The 14,299-nt window shown below is 73.9% G+C and carries 14 protein-coding genes; 5 read left to right on the top strand and 9 right to left on the bottom strand.

Going from position 1 to position 14,299, the window contains the following annotated elements; all coding sequences use genetic code 11:
- Positions 1-7: 7 nt before the first annotated feature.
- The 5 genes from KKR89_RS16630 to KKR89_RS16610 form a co-directional block, all read right to left on the bottom strand.
- Complete coding sequence (locus tag KKR89_RS16630) at positions 8-1,315, bottom strand: glycosyltransferase (protein WP_208196435.1); 1,308 nt, start codon at positions 1,313-1,315, stop codon at positions 8-10.
- Between the two features lie 130 nt (positions 1,316-1,445).
- Positions 1,446-3,680 (bottom strand): glycoside hydrolase domain-containing protein, encoded by a 2,235-nt coding sequence (locus tag KKR89_RS16625; protein ID WP_208196434.1) that lies wholly within the window; start codon positions 3,678-3,680, stop codon positions 1,446-1,448.
- A gap of 165 nt (positions 3,681-3,845) precedes the next feature.
- Positions 3,846-4,292, bottom strand: coding sequence for an HIT family protein (locus tag KKR89_RS16620; RefSeq protein WP_208196433.1), 447 nt, complete (start codon positions 4,290-4,292; stop codon positions 3,846-3,848).
- A gap of 161 nt (positions 4,293-4,453) precedes the next feature.
- Positions 4,454-5,344: an aminoglycoside phosphotransferase family protein gene (locus KKR89_RS16615; RefSeq protein ID WP_208196432.1), complete on the bottom strand. Its 891-nt coding sequence runs from the start codon at positions 5,342-5,344 to the stop codon at positions 4,454-4,456.
- Positions 5,345-5,378: 34 nt separating this feature from the next.
- The gene (locus KKR89_RS16610; protein ID WP_208196431.1) at positions 5,379-5,942 is read right to left on the bottom strand and encodes a TIGR03086 family metal-binding protein; all 564 of its coding nucleotides are present in this window, start codon (positions 5,940-5,942) and stop codon (positions 5,379-5,381) included.
- Positions 5,943-5,979: 37 nt separating this feature from the next.
- On the opposite strand from KKR89_RS16610, the gene KKR89_RS16605 reads away from it, so the two are divergent.
- The 3 genes from KKR89_RS16605 (at position 5,980) to KKR89_RS16595 (ending at position 7,808) form a co-directional block, all read left to right on the top strand.
- The gene (locus KKR89_RS16605) at positions 5,980-6,804 is read left to right on the top strand and encodes a helix-turn-helix domain-containing protein (protein WP_208196430.1); all 825 of its coding nucleotides are present in this window, start codon (positions 5,980-5,982) and stop codon (positions 6,802-6,804) included.
- A gap of 104 nt (positions 6,805-6,908) precedes the next feature.
- Complete coding sequence (locus KKR89_RS16600) at positions 6,909-7,544, top strand: superoxide dismutase family protein (RefSeq protein WP_208196429.1); 636 nt, start codon at positions 6,909-6,911, stop codon at positions 7,542-7,544.
- Between the two features lie 87 nt (positions 7,545-7,631).
- A complete protein-coding gene (locus KKR89_RS16595; RefSeq protein WP_208196428.1) occupies positions 7,632-7,808 on the top strand; it encodes a hypothetical protein in 177 nt (58 codons plus the stop codon).
- Between the two features lie 35 nt (positions 7,809-7,843).
- Here KKR89_RS16595 and KKR89_RS16590 read toward each other — a convergent pair whose 3' ends face one another.
- From KKR89_RS16590 to KKR89_RS16575, 4 genes are all read right to left on the bottom strand, one after another.
- On the bottom strand, positions 7,844-8,242 hold the full coding sequence (locus KKR89_RS16590; RefSeq protein WP_208196427.1) for a type II toxin-antitoxin system VapC family toxin: 399 nt from the start codon (positions 8,240-8,242) through the stop codon (positions 7,844-7,846).
- Positions 8,239-8,472 (bottom strand): FitA-like ribbon-helix-helix domain-containing protein, encoded by a 234-nt coding sequence (locus tag KKR89_RS16585; RefSeq protein ID WP_208196426.1) that lies wholly within the window; start codon positions 8,470-8,472, stop codon positions 8,239-8,241. Before KKR89_RS16585 ends, KKR89_RS16590 begins: the two co-directional genes overlap by 4 nt.
- A 72-nt stretch (positions 8,473-8,544) precedes the next feature.
- Positions 8,545-9,798, bottom strand: coding sequence for an arginine deiminase (locus KKR89_RS16580; RefSeq protein WP_208196425.1), 1,254 nt, complete (start codon positions 9,796-9,798; stop codon positions 8,545-8,547).
- A gap of 34 nt (positions 9,799-9,832) precedes the next feature.
- Positions 9,833-11,284: a basic amino acid/polyamine antiporter gene (locus tag KKR89_RS16575; RefSeq protein WP_208196424.1), complete on the bottom strand. Its 1,452-nt coding sequence runs from the start codon at positions 11,282-11,284 to the stop codon at positions 9,833-9,835.
- A gap of 188 nt (positions 11,285-11,472) precedes the next feature.
- On the opposite strand from KKR89_RS16575, the gene KKR89_RS16570 reads away from it, so the two are divergent.
- Positions 11,473-12,951, top strand: a complete 1,479-nt coding sequence (locus KKR89_RS16570) for an amino acid permease (protein WP_243882959.1) — start codon at positions 11,473-11,475, stop codon at positions 12,949-12,951.
- The gene (locus KKR89_RS16565; RefSeq protein WP_208196423.1) at positions 12,948-14,294 is read left to right on the top strand and encodes an APC family permease; all 1,347 of its coding nucleotides are present in this window, start codon (positions 12,948-12,950) and stop codon (positions 14,292-14,294) included. Before KKR89_RS16570 ends, KKR89_RS16565 begins: the two co-directional genes overlap by 4 nt.
- The last annotated feature ends 5 nt before the right edge of the window (positions 14,295-14,299 follow it).

Raw genomic sequence — 14,299 nt, 5'->3', positions numbered from 1 at the left:
CCTCACCTCACGCCGGCACCGGCGACCGGGTCAGCGCGTCCACCCGGTCGAGGATCCGGTCGAGCACCACGCCGCGGTCGAACCGCAGCGCGTACTCCCGCGCACGCTCGGACCACGCGGCACGCTCGGCGCGGTCCATCGCCAGGACGTCGTCGAGCGCCGCGGCGATCGCGTCGGGGGCGTCGACGGGCACGATGATCGCGGTGTCGCCCACGGCCTCGCCGATGCCGCCCGTCGCGGTCGTGATGACAGGTCCACCGCCGGACAGCATCTTCTCGACCAGCGCGATGCCGAACGTCTCGACGAACTCGGGGCGCGGCTTGGACGGCAGCACGAACGCCGTGCAGCCGGCCATGAGGTGGCCCTTCTCGTCGTCGGGGACGTCGTCGAGGAACGTGATGAGGCCGGCCACGGGCGTGCGGGCGGCGTGCGCACGCAGCTCGGCGGCCTGCGGGCCGTTGCCCGCGATCACCAGGCGGCGTCCGGCGCTCGGCGCGCCCGAGCGCGCGTAGCCGTCGATGAGGTCGTCGACGCCCTTGGCGTGCGCGAGCCGCGACAGGAACAGCACGTACCCGTCGCGCGTCAGGCCCCGGTCGGCGAGCACGCGGTCGGTCTCGTCCTCGTCGCGCGCGAGGTACGTGCCCACGTCGATCGCGGGGTAGGAGACGGCGACGCGCTCGTCGCACTGCTGCGCGAACCGGGTGCCGTGGCGCGCGTCGATCGCCGCGGCCTCGGTGACCACGAGGTCCCGGGTGTACTGCGAGACCGCGAGCACGACGTCGTGCGACAGGTACTGCGCGAGCACGTGCGCCGCGGCACCGAACCGGTCCTGCTGGACGCACTCGCGCACGACGTTGGTGACGTCGGACCCGACGGCCTCGGCGACGGTCACGACGTCCACCGGCAGCCCCGTGCGGCGCGCGACCGCGACCGCGTCGGCGACCGCCGTGGCGTGCGGCGACAGGTACAGCGACATCGCGACGGTCGGGACGCCGTCGGTGAACAGCTCGACGAGCCGCCCGGTGAGCCCCGCGAGGTACCGGCCGTCGGGGACCTTGTAGTCACCGACGGGCTCGGGACGGTCCACGACGATCCCCGGCGAGTACGGCATGACGCCGTCCAGGGGCTTGAGCGGCAGGCCCGCCTCCTGCAGCCGCTCGACCGGCCAGGTGACGATCCGGACCTCGTCGAAGCCCCGCTGCAGCGCGGCCTCGGCGAGGTTGCGGGCCTCGCCCGAGTGACCGCAGATCACCGGGTCGGCGCGCACGACGATGACGAGGCGGCGGTCGGGGCGTGCGGCGGAGATCGGGTCCACGGCGTCGTCCTCTCGGTGGATCGGGGTGACCGGATCGCTCTCTCGCGGGAGAGGGGGGCTCGATTGCTCTCTCCCGCCCGGGGGTGGGGTGGCCTTCCCCTTTGGGCGTGAGAGAGCGATCCAGTTGTCGTCAGGGGCGGGTGAGGCGGGGGAGCGGGACGTCGACGTGCGGCGCGGGCGCGCTGGGTGGTCGGTGCTGGGTGCCCCACCCGGAGGGTTCCGGGCCGAGGCCGATGAGCAGCCGCCCCCCGGAGTGCAGCTCGCCGCCCGTGAGGAACGGGCGGTCGAGCGGGACACCGTCGAGGTGGACGGACTGCACGTGCTGGGCCGGACCGCCGGGCTCGGGCTCGGCGAAGCCGGTCGTCTCCACCGTGAGCGGCCGGCCGCCCACGTCGATGCGTGCCTCACGCCACGCGGGCGCGTTGAGCAGGTACAGGTTCTGCCCCGCGACGGGGAAGAGCCCGAGCGTCGCCCACACGTACCAGGACGACAGCCCGCCCGAGTCGTCGTTGCCGGGCAGCCCGCCGCGGCCCGTCCCGAACTGCTGCTGGACGACGTCGTGGACGACCTGCGCGGTGCGGTCGGGACGGCCCGCGTACATGTAGGCCCAGGGCGCCTCCATGTCGGGCTCGTTGTTGAGCCCCTCGAACCGGTGCAGCCCGTAGCCCGCGGCCATCTCGTCGACGTCGGGGTGCAGCCCCGGCTGCTTGACGGGGTCGGCGCCGAACCCGAAGAACTCGTCCAGCATGGTCGTGAACGCGTCGTCCCCGCCGGTCAGCGCGATGCGCGAGGCCATGTCGTGCATCAGCCGGAACGAGTAGTTCCAGCGTCCGCCCTCGTAGTACGTCGAGTCGACGAGCAGCCCCGTCGCCGGGTCGTAGGCGTTGCGCCAGCGCGCGGCCAGCGGGCCGAACTGCTCGACGAGCGTCAGGTCGCCCACGCGTCCGGCGACGATCGCGGTGCACCAGTACCCGAACGCGAGGTCGAGCGTGTGGCTGATGGGGTGCGTGCGGCCGTGCAGCAGGAACTCCTCGCCGTACGTGCGGCGCAGGTCGTCGTTCATGTGCACGAGCGCCCAGTCCCAGTCGATGCCGGGCAGGCCCAGTGCGCACAGGTCGGCGAGGAACGTGTGCGCGAGCGCCGAGCCCTGCCGGCTGAAGCGGTCGGCGCCGCGCGCCATGCGGTAGCCGATGGGCAGGTTGCCCTCCTCCTCGGCGATCTGCAGCAGCGCGTTCGCGAGCTCGACGGCCCGGTCCGGGAACAGCGCCGTCATGAGCGGCAGGTGCGTGCGGTAGATGTCCCACATGGTCGACAGGTCGAACGCGAACGGGCCGGGCGTGGGCCAGAACGGGGACTCGTCGGGCGCGAGGCACGGCTTGATGAGGGAGTGGTAGAGCGCGGTGCCGAACACCGTCGCCTTGTCCGACGACGGGGTGTCGACCTGCACCTTGCCGAGGTGCTCGCGCCACACGGCCTGCGTCGTGTCGCGCCGCCGCTCGAAGGACCGCCGCGGGTCCGGGCCGCACTCGCGCTCGAGGGTCTCGGCCGCCTGGTCGACGCCACGCAGGGAGAACCCGAACCGCAGCTCGACGACCTGCCCCGGCTCGGTCGGCCCCGCCCACATGAGGCCGAACGGCCGCAGGGTCGTGGGCCGGATGCGGTCGAAGTCGAGGCGCGTGCCGCCGGGCATGAGGCGCCGGTCGTACCAGAGCAGCTGCCGCCAGTGCTGCGCGTCGCACTCGACGCGCACGGCCAGCGGCGCGCCCTCGACGACGATCTCGCCCTCCGCGCACCCGGGGCTCACCGAGCCCAGGTGGGCGCGCAGGGGGATGGTCCGCCCGTACGGGATGTCGAGCCCACCGAGCGAGAAGTCGATGACGAGCCGGGCGTCGTGGTGGGCGGGGAACGTGTACCGGTGGACCGCGGACTTCGGGCCGACCGTGATCTCGGCGCGGATGCCGGACTCGAGCGTCGCCGCGTAGTACCCGGGCTGCGCCTCCTCGTCGACGATCTCCCAGGTGCGGCCGAGGTCGTCGAGCGGCGAGATCATCGGCGTGACGCGGAAGTAGTTGTAGTACTTGCGGATTGCGCCCGTGCCGGACTGCTGGAAGTGCGTGAACCCGCTGGCCACGAGCCGGTCGTGCAGGACCGGTGGCAGGCCCTCGGTCGACAGGTCGTACCGGCCGTAGCCCGTCGGATACGCCCCCGAGTACGCGCACGCCGACACCATCCCGAACGGGTACGTCGCGCCCGGGTGCGTGTTGCCCACCTGCGGCTTGGGCGACCACCACGTCGCCGCGAGGCCGCCGGGCGTGGGCAGGTCGGTCGCGTCGGTGCCGATGAACGGGTCGACGTGGTCGAACATCCCGGCCTCCTCGCGTGCGTCCGTCCTGCCGTGCGCCTGTCGGTGCGGCGAATCGCGCGGCCTCGTGAGCCGGGTGGACACAGCGTGACGCCGTGCGCGCGCCGTGTCCACGGGTGCGGTGCGGTGACGTTACGAGGCGGGTGTGTCAGGCGTGTTGCGGGCAGGTCACGCTTCGGCCGGGCGGGGCCGGGCGAGCTCCGCACGCAGGGTCGCGGCGTTCGCGTCGAGCTCCGCGCGTGAGGGGTGCGAGCCCCATCGGGCCCCGAGGGTGAAGCCGTCGTCGGCGAACCGCGGGAACACGTGCAGGTGGGAGTGGAAGACCTCCTGGAACGCGGCCTCGCCGTCGGCGTAGAACAGGTTCACGCCCTCGGACCGCAGCGGCGAGCGTCGCAGCGCGGCGGCGACGGACCGCGCGACGGCGAACATCTCCGCCCCGAGGTCGTCGTCGAGGTCCGCGAGCGCCGGCAGGTGCGCGCGGGGCAGGACCAGGACGTGCCCCGGCGTCACCGGGTCGATGTCCATGATCGCCAGGACCGTAACGGACTCGTGCACGACCGAGGAGTCGAGCGGGTGCTCGGCGATGCGGCAGAAGATGCAGTCGTCGGTCGTCATGCGCTCGATCCTGGCAGCACGACCGTCCCGGGACGAGGCTCTTGGGGGACGTCGACGCGTCAGCCGCCGCCGCGGCCGGCGGGCCGGGGGGTGCTGGATTGCTCTCTCGCCCCCAGGGAGGGGTGCTCACCCTCCCGTGAGAGAGTGATCCAGTCCTGTCGTCAGGCCGGGCGCAGGACGCCCAGCTCCGTGAGCGCGCGCCAGCCGATCTCGCGCGTCGTCGTCTCGTCCCACTGGACCCAGCCTGCGGCCAGCGCGAGCCCTGTGCCGTGCGCCCGCGCGGTCGTGGCGTCGGACAGCCCGCCGTACGCGTCGAACGCCGCCCGCACCCCGGCCGCCGGCAGCACGAGCCACAGGAACCCGAGGTCCGTGGCGCGGTCGCCCTCGGCGATGTCCGCCCAGTCGAGGACGCCGGCGAAGCGACCTTCGACGCTCAGCAGGTTGTACGGGTGCAGGTCCGCGTGGATCCACGTGCGCGGCACGTCGACGGGCGCGGCCAGGGCGTCGGCCCACAGGCGCTCGGCGCGCTCGCGGTCCAGGCGCAGGCCACGGGCGGGTGCGTGCTCCTCGACGTGCGCGAGCGACCGCAGCACGACGTGGACCCGCGCGGACAGCGGGACCGACTGCTCGTCGTTGTACGGCGCGTCGGGCGCGGCCGGCACGTGGACCTGCGTGAGGGCGCGCCCCAGGTCCGCGCCGGCGGACGCGTCCAGCGGCACCTCGGCGGCGGTCGCGCCCGGCAGCCAGGTCACGACGGCCCAGGGCCACGGGTACGCGGCTCCGGGCTCACCGGCCCGCACGACCTGCTGGGTCGGGAACGTCCATGCCGTCCCCAGCTCCCGCACCCACCGCAGCTCGGTCGCCATCGACCCGACCGCGGCCGCCCGGCGCGGCAGCCGGACAGCGAGGTCCTCGCCCAGCCGGTACATCGCCATGTCCCAGCCTGCGTACCGACGTCCCAGCGGCAGGTGCGCCAGGTCCGGGTGCTGCTCGGCGAGCAGCGCGGCGACGACGTCGGGGGTGATCGGCACCTCGTCGGCGGGTGACGGCATCGTGGTCCTCCCGGGTGGCGACGTCGGCAGCGCCTCAGCCTGCCGCGCGCCGCCCCACGAGCGCCAGCACGCGGGTCTGCCGGTCGGTGTCCGCCGGCACGTCGAGCGCGGGGCGGCAGATGCCCTCGGTGTACAGCGTCTCGCCGAAGCCCGCGGCGCACGCCTCCACGAAGGCCAGCTCCTGGTCGGTGAACCGCTCGTCGAGGCCCGCCGCGGTGGCGACGTCCCAGCGGTGCACGACGAGGTCGAAGCCGTAGAACCGCAGCAGGGACTCCGCGACGGTGGTGCGCCCGAAGTGCCCGTCGTACTCGAGCCCGCCGACGGCCGGGTCGGCCAGCGCGTCGGCGAGCGCCGCGGCGTGCGTCCGCCACACGGCGGCCGGGTCCCCGCCGAGGTCGATCGGGGCGAGCGGGACGCCGCGCTGGTCGAGGAAGTCGCGCTCGGTGTCGACCACGTGGCGCACGACGTCGCGCGCGGTCCAGCCCTCGCACGGGGACGGGCGGGCCCAGGCGTCCGCGGGGAGCCGGTCGCACACGGCGCCGAACGCCGCGGTGAGCTGTCGGAGGTCGGGTGCAGGGTGGGTCGTGGAGGTCGTCATCCTCCGACGGTAGGTGCGGTGGGGGAGGCGGGGATTGATGAAAGCCGTCACGGGGCTCGACCCCGTCGAGCGTGCGCACCTCGTCGACCCCACGGACCGGACGTGGCGGATCCACCGGCACGCGGTGCCGGACGACCTGGCGGACCTCGCGCGCCGGTTCTGGATCCCGGTCTGGGACGTCCCGGCCGGGGCGGAGTCGCACCAGCAGGTGCTGCAGTACCCGGTGTGCCTCATGGTCGTCGCGCCGCACTACGCGCGCTTCTCCGGGGTGGTGTCGGGGCTGGCGACGACGACGTTGAGCGGGTCGGGCTGGGCGGTCGGGCTGATGCTGCAGCCCGCGGCGGGTGCGCTGCTGACGGGCGGCCCGGTCGACCGGTGGACCGACCGGGCGGAGGAGCTCGGCGACGTGCTCGGGGCGGCCGGTGACCGGCTCGCGGAGCAGGTGAGGGCGGCGATGGCGGCGGGCCCAGAACGGCCAGGTGCCCAGCGGGAGGCGATGGACGCGTTCGCCGGTCTGCTGCGCGCCCACCTGCCCGTCGACGACGAGGGGCTGCTCGTCAACCGGCTCGTCGCGGCCGTCGAGGACGACCCCGCGCTGCTGCGCGTCGAGGAGCTGTGCGACCGGTTCGGCATCGCCGAGCGCGCGCTGCAGCGGCTCGTGCGCCGCCGGACCGGGCTGAGCCCCAAGTGGCTGATCCAGCGGCGCCGGCTGCAGGAGGCGGCCGAACGGCTGCGGGACGGGGAGGTGTCGCTGGCGCAGGTCGCCGCGCAGCTCGGCTACGCCGACCAGCCGCACTTCACGCGCGACTTCCGCCGGGTCACGGGGCTCACGCCGGGCCAGTTTGCGGCACGCTTCCGCTGACGTGCGCGGCCCCCGGGGCGCGAGGCGTCCCGCGCTCGCCGGGCGCCCGCTCCGGACGTTTCGTACCGTGGAGGAGGACCGAGCACCGACATCCGGGGGGCACGATGCGAGGGACTCTCAGGGCGGCGACCGTCGCCGTCGCCGCGGCCGCGGCGCTCGCGGCCTGCAGCGCGTCAGGCGAGGAGCAGGACGACCCGGTGATGAACCAGCAGGAGGCGACGACGCCGGCCATGACCGACGAGGACGACGACGGCACCGAGGTGATGCTCGTCGACCCGGACGGCGGCGAGGTCGGCACGGTGTGGCTCGACGACGACGACGGCGCGCTCGAGATCGAGGTCGCCGCCGGTGACCTGCCGCCCGGCTTCCACGGCTTCCACCTGCACACGATCGGCGTGTGCGAGCCGGACAGCCCGGACCCGACCGACCCGGCGAAGGTCGGGGACTTCCTGTCCGCCGGTGGCCACCTCGGCGCGGACGTGGCAGACCACGCCGCGCACCAGGGGGACCTGCCGTCGCTGCTCGTCGACTCCACGGGTGCGGGGCGCCTGACCGCGTCCACGGACGCCGTGACGCTCGAGGAGCTCATGGACGACGACGGCACGGCGGTCATGGTGCACGCCGGTCCGGACAACTTCGCGAACATCCCCGAGCGGTACGCGCCGAACGGCCCGGACGCGGACACGCTCAAGACCGGTGACTCCGGTGACCGCATCGCGTGCGGGGTCGTCGGCGGCTGACGCGCGGCGGAGGACACCCGCAGGCACGTCGCCGGGTCCCGCCGCCCTCGGGTGGCGGTGCCCGGACGACGGCCGCAGGGTGGAGCCATGAGCGAGGAGACGGTCCACCCGGCATCGCAGCGACCCGAGACGCAGGACGCGGAGAACCAGCCGCTGCCCGGCGCCACCGGCCCCGACACCCAGCCGCCCCCGGGCGACAACCAGGACACCGGCGCCCGTCGTCTGTACCCGTCGGACCCGACGGGCGACGACCCGACGCCCTGACGACCGCACCTGCGTCCCACCGTCGGCCGGCCGCGTCAGATCGCGACGACCTCGCAGGTCACGCCAGGTGCGCCCGCGAGCCGGCGGTCGCCCGTGAGCAGCGGTGCTTCGAGGTGGGCGGCGAGGGCGACGTGGGCGGCGTCGTAGGCGGAGAGGTTGTGCGTGAGCCGCCAGACGTCCGGCTGCAGCGGGGCGAGGGGCCAGAGGTCGACCGGCAGCTGCGACCACGTGCGCACGGCGAGCGTCGCCTGGTTCTCGGTGAGGTGGCCCGCCGCCCGGCGTCGGCGCAGGACGTTCAGGACCTCGTAGCCGAGCAGGTCGGGCGCGGCGAGCTGAGCGCCGGCCATGTGGGCCGCGGCCCGCTCGCCCCGGGGGCCCGGGTCGATGAGCACCGCCAGGACGGCTGACGCGTCCACGACCAGGGCGGCGGTCACCGCCGCCCTGCGTCGAGGTCGTCGAGGATCTGCTCGGCGCTGACGTCGGGGTACGCGAGCGCACGGCCGCGGGCCTGCGCGACGGCGTCGGCCGCCGTCGGCCGGGCCGCGAGCTCGGTCAGCGTCGCGCGCAGGTACTCCTGCAGGGACCGGCCGCTGCGCGCGGCGCGCGCGGCGAGCTCGTCGCGGACGTCGTCGGGCACGTCGCGGACGGTGAGGGACACGCTCATGCCGTCATATTACTGTGTTTGCATGCAAAGTGCAGGCACCGCGGCCCAGGCAGCGGCGATGCGCGGCGCGCCTCACCACTCCACCGGGTCCCGCACGATCGGGCACGTCATGCAGTGCCCGCCGCCGCGGCCACGGCCCAGCTCCGCGCCGACGATCGTGATGACCTCGATGCCCGCCTTGCGCAGCAGCGTGTTGGTCAGGGTGTTGCGGTCGTAGGTGAACACGACGCCCGGCTCGAGCGCGACGGCGTTGTTCCCCGAGTCCCACTGCTGGCGCTCCGACTCGTAGACGTCGCCGCCGGTGTCGATGGTCCGCAGCGCGTCCAGGCCCATGGCGCGGGCCACCACGTCGGTGAACGCGGCGGACCCCTCGTCGACGACGTCGAATCCTGGGCGGGCGTCCGACGGCCGCAGCGTGAACGTGTGCACCGCGTCCGTGATCGTCGGGTACAGCGTGACGACGTCCCGGTCGACGAACGTGAACACGGTGTCGAGGTGCATCGCCGCGCGCAGCTTCGGCATGCCGGCGACCACGACGCGCTCGGCCGCCCCCTGCGCGAACAGCGCGGCGCTGACCTGCGTGATCGCCTGGCGGGACGTCCGCTCGCTCATGCCCATGAGGACCACGCCGTTGCCGACGGGCATGATGTCGCCGCCCTCGAACGTCGCCTGCCCCCACTCCTTGCCGGGGTCGCCCCACCAGACGCGCGAGCCGACGTAGTCCGGGTGGTGCAGGTAGATCGCCTGGTAGATGAGCGTCTCGTCGTGCCGTGCCGGCCAGTACAGGGGGTTGAGGGTCAGGCCGCCGTACAGCCAGCACGTCGTGTCGCGCGTGTAGAGCGTGTTGGGCAGCGGCGGCATGAGGTACTCGCGCGCGCCGGTGGACTCGCGGGCCAGGCCGATCGCGGGCGGGCGGTGCTCCGGGGGCAGGTCGATGGTCGCCAGGCCGCCGATGAGGAGCTCCGCCAGGCGCGCCGGCGCCAGCTCCTCGAGGTAGGCGCGGGTGCTGTCGACCAGGCCCAGGCCGACGCGGTTCGGCACGATCTTGCGGTCCAGCAGCCAGTCGCGGGCGCCGGGCACCTGCAGGGTCTGCGCGAGCACGTCGTGCAGCTCGACGACCTCGACGCCGCGGGTCGTCAGCTTGTTGACGAAGTCCGCGTGGTCGCGCTGCGCGTTCTCGACCCACAGCACGTCGTCGAACAGCAGCTCGTCGCTGTTGGTCGGCGTGAGCCGGCGGTGCGCCAGCCCCGGGCGGCAGACCATCACCTTGCGGAGCCGGCCCACCTCCGAGTGGACGCCGTAGCCCGCGGACACGGTCTGGCTCATGCTCGTCCTTCCGTCGGGTGACGTCACGTGCGCCTCACAGCTCGATCCGGCCCGTCGCCAGGCCCAGGACGCCGACGACCGCCCCGGCGACGACCACGGCGCACAGCACCGCCTCGGGCGGCGTGAACAGCCGCCGCCGGTGCTCCCTGCGCGCCCGGACGTACAGCAGGGTCAGCGGCGCGAGGATCACGGTCGACAGCAGCAGGAACTCCAGCCCGGCGGCGACGAACAGGAGCAGCGTGTAGCCGGTCGCGACGCCCGCGACGATCGTGTGCGTGCGCCGCGTGCGCGGGTCGACCCCCTCGTAGCCCTCGCCGGTCATGGCGATCTTCAGCGCGTACGCCGCCGCGAGGAGGTACGGGATGAGCGCGAGGCTCGTGCACAGGTCGAGCATGAAGTTCAGCGCGTCGGACACGAGCAGCGTGAGCAGCAGCAGCGCCTGCACCGCGATGGACGTCGCGACGAGCGCCATGATGGGCGTGCCGACGCGGTTCTCGCGGCCCAGCAGCTCCGGCAGGTCGTCGTTGCGCGCCGGGTGGTACATGACCTCGGCGGCCATGAGCGTCCACGCCAGGTACGCGCCCAGCACGGACACGACGACGGCGACCGAGATGAACGTCGCGCCCCACGGGCCCACGACGGACTCGAACACCCCGATCATCGACGGCTGGCGCGTGGCGGCGATCTGCGCGCGGGGCAGCACCGCGTACGACGACAGCGTGACGAGCGCGAAGACCGACAGCACGGACAGGAAGCCCAGGACGGTGGCGCGGCCCACGTCCTCGCGCCGCCGGGCGTACCGCGAGTACACGCTCGCGCCCTCGATGCCGAGGAAGACGAACGTCGTGATGATCATCGTGTTCCTGACCTGCTCGCCCATGGTGCCCAGGTCGTCGTACGCGAAGAAGTTGTCCGCGAAGACCCCGGCGTCGAAGGAGAGGAGCAGCACGACGACGAACGTGAGGATCGGCAGCACCTTGAACACCGTGACGATGCGGTTGATGACCGCCGCGTCCCGCACGCCGCGTGCGACGAGGTAGTGGAACAGCCACACGCCGACGGTCGACAGGGCGACGGCCGGCAGCGTGTCGCCGTCGCCGAACGCGTCGACGAACGTGCCGAGCGTCGCGGTGATGAACACCCAGTAGAAGGTGTTGCCCGCAACGGTCGACGCCCAGAACCCGATCGCCGAGCTGAAGCCGACGTAGTCCCCGAACCCCGCCTTGGCGTAGATGAAGACGCCCGAGTCGAGGTCCGGCTTGCGCACGGCGAGGTTCTGGAAGACGAACGCGAGCATGAGCATGCCCGCGCCCGCGATGGCCCACGCGATGAGCGCGCCCAGCACGCCGGTCGCGACGCCGAACCGCGCGGGCAACGAGAACACGCCCGCCCCCACCATGCCGCCGACGACCATGGCGGTGAGCGTCGGCAGCGACATCCGCGCCGGCGCGGCGGCCGGTGCGACGGTCTCCTGCGTGCTGGTCATGCGGCCGCCCCCCGGCGTCGCCCCCCGGCCCCCGGGGTGATCCTTGCCACACTAGGGGGCCGTGCGTGCGCGGTGGAACAGCCGCGGCCGTCGGCGTGCCGACGGTGCCGCCGTGCTCGCCCGCGCCGCGGCTACCGTGGAGGTGCGGCCCCGCCGGCCGCGTCCCCACGACCCGAGGTCCCCACCGCATGACGTCCGCACCCTCCGACCCGCCGGGCGGCGGTGTCCTCCAGGCGGACGCCGCCGTCGACCCGTCGTCCCCCGACCGCGCCCCCGACCGCGCCCTCGGCCACGGCCTGCGGGCGCGGCACCTGACGATGATGGGCCTGGGGTCCGCGATCGGCGCCGGGCTGTTCCTCGGCAGCGGCGTCGGGATCGCCGTGGCCGGGCCGGCCGTGCTCGTGTCGTACGCCGTCGCCGGGCTGCTCGTCGTGCTCGTCATGCGGATGCTGGCCGAGATGGCGTCGGCCGTCCCCGCGAGCGGGTCGTTCTCCGTGTACGCCGAGCGTGCGCTGGGCCGCTGGGCCGGGTTCACGCTCGGCTGGGTCTACTGGTTCACGCTCGTCATGGTGCTGGGCGTCGAGATCACGGGCGTCGCCCGCATCGTCACCGGGTGGGTGCCGGGCGTGCCGCAGTGGGGCGTCGCGCTCGCGGCCGTCGCGGTGTTCGCGGTCGTCAACCTCGTCGGCGTGCGGCAGTTCGGGGAGTTCGAGTTCTGGTTCGCGCTCGTCAAGGTCGTCGCGATCGTCGCGTTCCTCGTCGTGGGCGTCGCGCTGGCCCTCGGGTGGCTGCCGGGCACCGACCCCGTCGGGACGTCGAACCTGCTGGGCCACGGCGGGTTCGCGCCCACCGGCGCCGCCGGGATCGCGGCCGGGCTGCTCGTCGTCGTGTTCGCGTTCGGTGGCATCGAGATCGTCACCATCGCGTCCGCCGAGGCGCGCGACCCGCAGCGGGCCGTCGCGCGCGCCACCCGGTCGATCGTGTGGCGGATCCTGCTGTTCTACGTCGGCGCGGTCGCCGTCATGGTGCTCGTCCTGCCGTGGGACGCCCCGCAGCTCGTCGACGGGCCGTTCGTGGCCGTCCTCGAGCTCGCCGGGCTGCCCGGGGCCGCGCGCCTCATGGAGGTCGTCGTCGTCCTGGCGCTGCTGTCCGCGTTCAACGCCAACATCTACGCGACGTCCCGCATGGCGTACTCCCTGGCCGGGCGCGGCGACGGGCCGCGCGTGCTGCAACGCGTGTCGCGGCGCGACGTGCCGTGGGTCGCGGTCGTGGTGTCGGTGGTGCTGGCGCTCGTCGCCGTCGCGCTCAACCGGCTGCTGCCCGACGCGCTGCTCGGCATCCTGCTCAACGCCGCGGGGTCGTCGCTGCTCGTGGTGTGGGTGCTGGTCGCCGTGTCGCAGCTGCGGCTGCGGCCCCGCCTGGAGGCCGCCGCCGGCCCCGAGGGGCTGCCGCTGCGCATGTGGGGCTACCCGTGGCTGACGGGGGCGACGCTGGTCGCGCTCGCGGGGGTCGTCGTGCTCATGCTCACCGACGACGCGGCGCGCGCCCAGCTCGCGGCGACGGCCGGGCTGGTGGCCGTCGTGGTGGGGATCTACGCCGTGTCGCAGGCCCTGCGGCGGCGTTCGGCGCGCGCGTCGAGAGGGGCTGCCGCAGAATCGGGCGCGTGACCGGCGAGACGACGGACGAGACGACCGCAGGCGCTCCCAGGCTGCGCCGGGCGATCACGGGCCCGCTGCTGTTCCTGTTCATCCTCGGCGACGTGCTCGGCGCCGGGGTGTACGCGCTCATCGGTGAGATGGCCGGGCAGGCCGGCGGGCTCGTGTGGCTGGCGTTCGGGATCGCGCTCGTCATGGCGCTGCTCACGGCGTTCTCCTACGCCGAGCTCGTCACCAAGTACCCGAAGGCCGGCGGGTCCGCGGTGTTCGCCGAGAAGGCGTACCGCAGCCCGCTCGTCGCGTTCCTCGTCGGGTTCTGCATGCTGTCCGCGGGCGTCGTCAGCGCCGCGGGGCTGTCGCTCGCGTTCACCGGGGAGTACCTCACCGCGTTCGTCGACGTGCCGCAGGTGCCCGCGGCCGTGGTGTTCCTCGTGCTCGTCGCGCTCGTCAACGCGTGGGGCATCAAGGAGTCGCTGCGCGCCAACATCGTCATGACCCTGATCGAGACCACCGGGCTCGTCGTCGTCATCCTGCTGGGCGCCTGGGTGATCGGCCGCGGCGACGCCGACCTGAGCGGCGCGTTCGCGCCGCCCGCCGAGACCGGCGTGGCCACCGCGGTGCTCGCGTCCGCGCTCATCGCCTACTACTCGTTCGTCGGGTTCGAGACGTCGGCGAACCTGGCCGAGGAGATCACGGACGTCTCGCGCGTCTACCCCCGCGCGCTGTTCGGGTCGCTGCTCACCGCGGGCGTGGTCTACCTGCTGCTGGGGTTCGTCGCGCCGGCCGTCGTCGCACCGGACCGCCTCGCCGAGTCCACGGGCCCGCTCCTCGAGGTGGTCCGGGTCGCGGGTCTCGTCCCGCCGGGGGTGTTCGCCGTCGTCGCGCTCATCGCCGTGGCCAACGGCGCGCTGCTGACCATGATCATGGCCAGCCGCCTCGCGTACGGCATGGCCGAGCGCGGGCTGCTGCCCGGGCCGCTCGCGCGCGTGCTGTCCAAGCGCCGCACGCCCGGCATCGCGATCGTCGTCACGACGCTCGTCGCGATCCTGCTGGCCGTCACCGGTGAGCTCGTCGACCTCGCGTCGACCGTCGTGCTGCTGCTGCTCTTCGTCTTCCTCTCCACCAACATCGCGGTGCTGGTGCTGCGCCGCGACCAGGTCGACCACGACCACTTCCGGGCGCCGACGTTCGTGCCCGTGCTCGCCGTGATCTCGTGCCTCGTCCTGCTCACGCGGCAGGAGCCGCAGCACTGGGCGCTCGCGGGCGTGCTGCTGGCGGTGGGGGTCGTGCTGCACCTGCTGACGCGGAAGTCGTCGCGGGCGTCGGCGGTGGCGCGCGGGACGGCCGAGGGGTGACGGCC

It is taken from the genome of Cellulomonas dongxiuzhuiae (genome assembly GCF_018623035.1).
GTDB classification, from domain to species: domain Bacteria; phylum Actinomycetota; class Actinomycetes; order Actinomycetales; family Cellulomonadaceae; genus Cellulomonas; species Cellulomonas dongxiuzhuiae.
This window is presented reverse-complemented; position numbering and strand designations above follow the sequence as displayed.

Bases quoted from the DNA above. Each gene is read 5' to 3' on its own strand.
- KKR89_RS16625 (WP_208196434.1), bottom strand. From the start codon at position 3,680: ATGTTCGACCACGTCGACCCGTTCATCGGCACCGACGCGACCGACCTG.
- KKR89_RS16620 (WP_208196433.1), bottom strand. From the start codon at position 4,292: ATGACGACCGACGACTGCATCTTCTGCCGCATCGCCGAGCACCCGCTC.
- KKR89_RS16615 (WP_208196432.1), bottom strand. From the start codon at position 5,344: ATGCCGTCACCCGCCGACGAGGTGCCGATCACCCCCGACGTCGTCGCC.
- KKR89_RS16610 (WP_208196431.1), bottom strand. From the start codon at position 5,942: ATGACGACCTCCACGACCCACCCTGCACCCGACCTCCGACAGCTCACC.
- KKR89_RS16605 (WP_208196430.1), top strand. From the start codon at position 5,980: ATGAAAGCCGTCACGGGGCTCGACCCCGTCGAGCGTGCGCACCTCGTC.
- KKR89_RS16600 (WP_208196429.1), top strand. From the start codon at position 6,909: ATGCGAGGGACTCTCAGGGCGGCGACCGTCGCCGTCGCCGCGGCCGCG.
- KKR89_RS16595 (WP_208196428.1), top strand. From the start codon at position 7,632: ATGAGCGAGGAGACGGTCCACCCGGCATCGCAGCGACCCGAGACGCAG.
- KKR89_RS16585 (WP_208196426.1), bottom strand. From the start codon at position 8,472: ATGAGCGTGTCCCTCACCGTCCGCGACGTGCCCGACGACGTCCGCGAC.
- KKR89_RS16580 (WP_208196425.1), bottom strand. From the start codon at position 9,798: ATGAGCCAGACCGTGTCCGCGGGCTACGGCGTCCACTCGGAGGTGGGC.
- KKR89_RS16575 (WP_208196424.1), bottom strand. From the start codon at position 11,284: ATGACCAGCACGCAGGAGACCGTCGCACCGGCCGCCGCGCCGGCGCGG.
- KKR89_RS16570 (WP_243882959.1), top strand. From the start codon at position 11,473: ATGACGTCCGCACCCTCCGACCCGCCGGGCGGCGGTGTCCTCCAGGCG.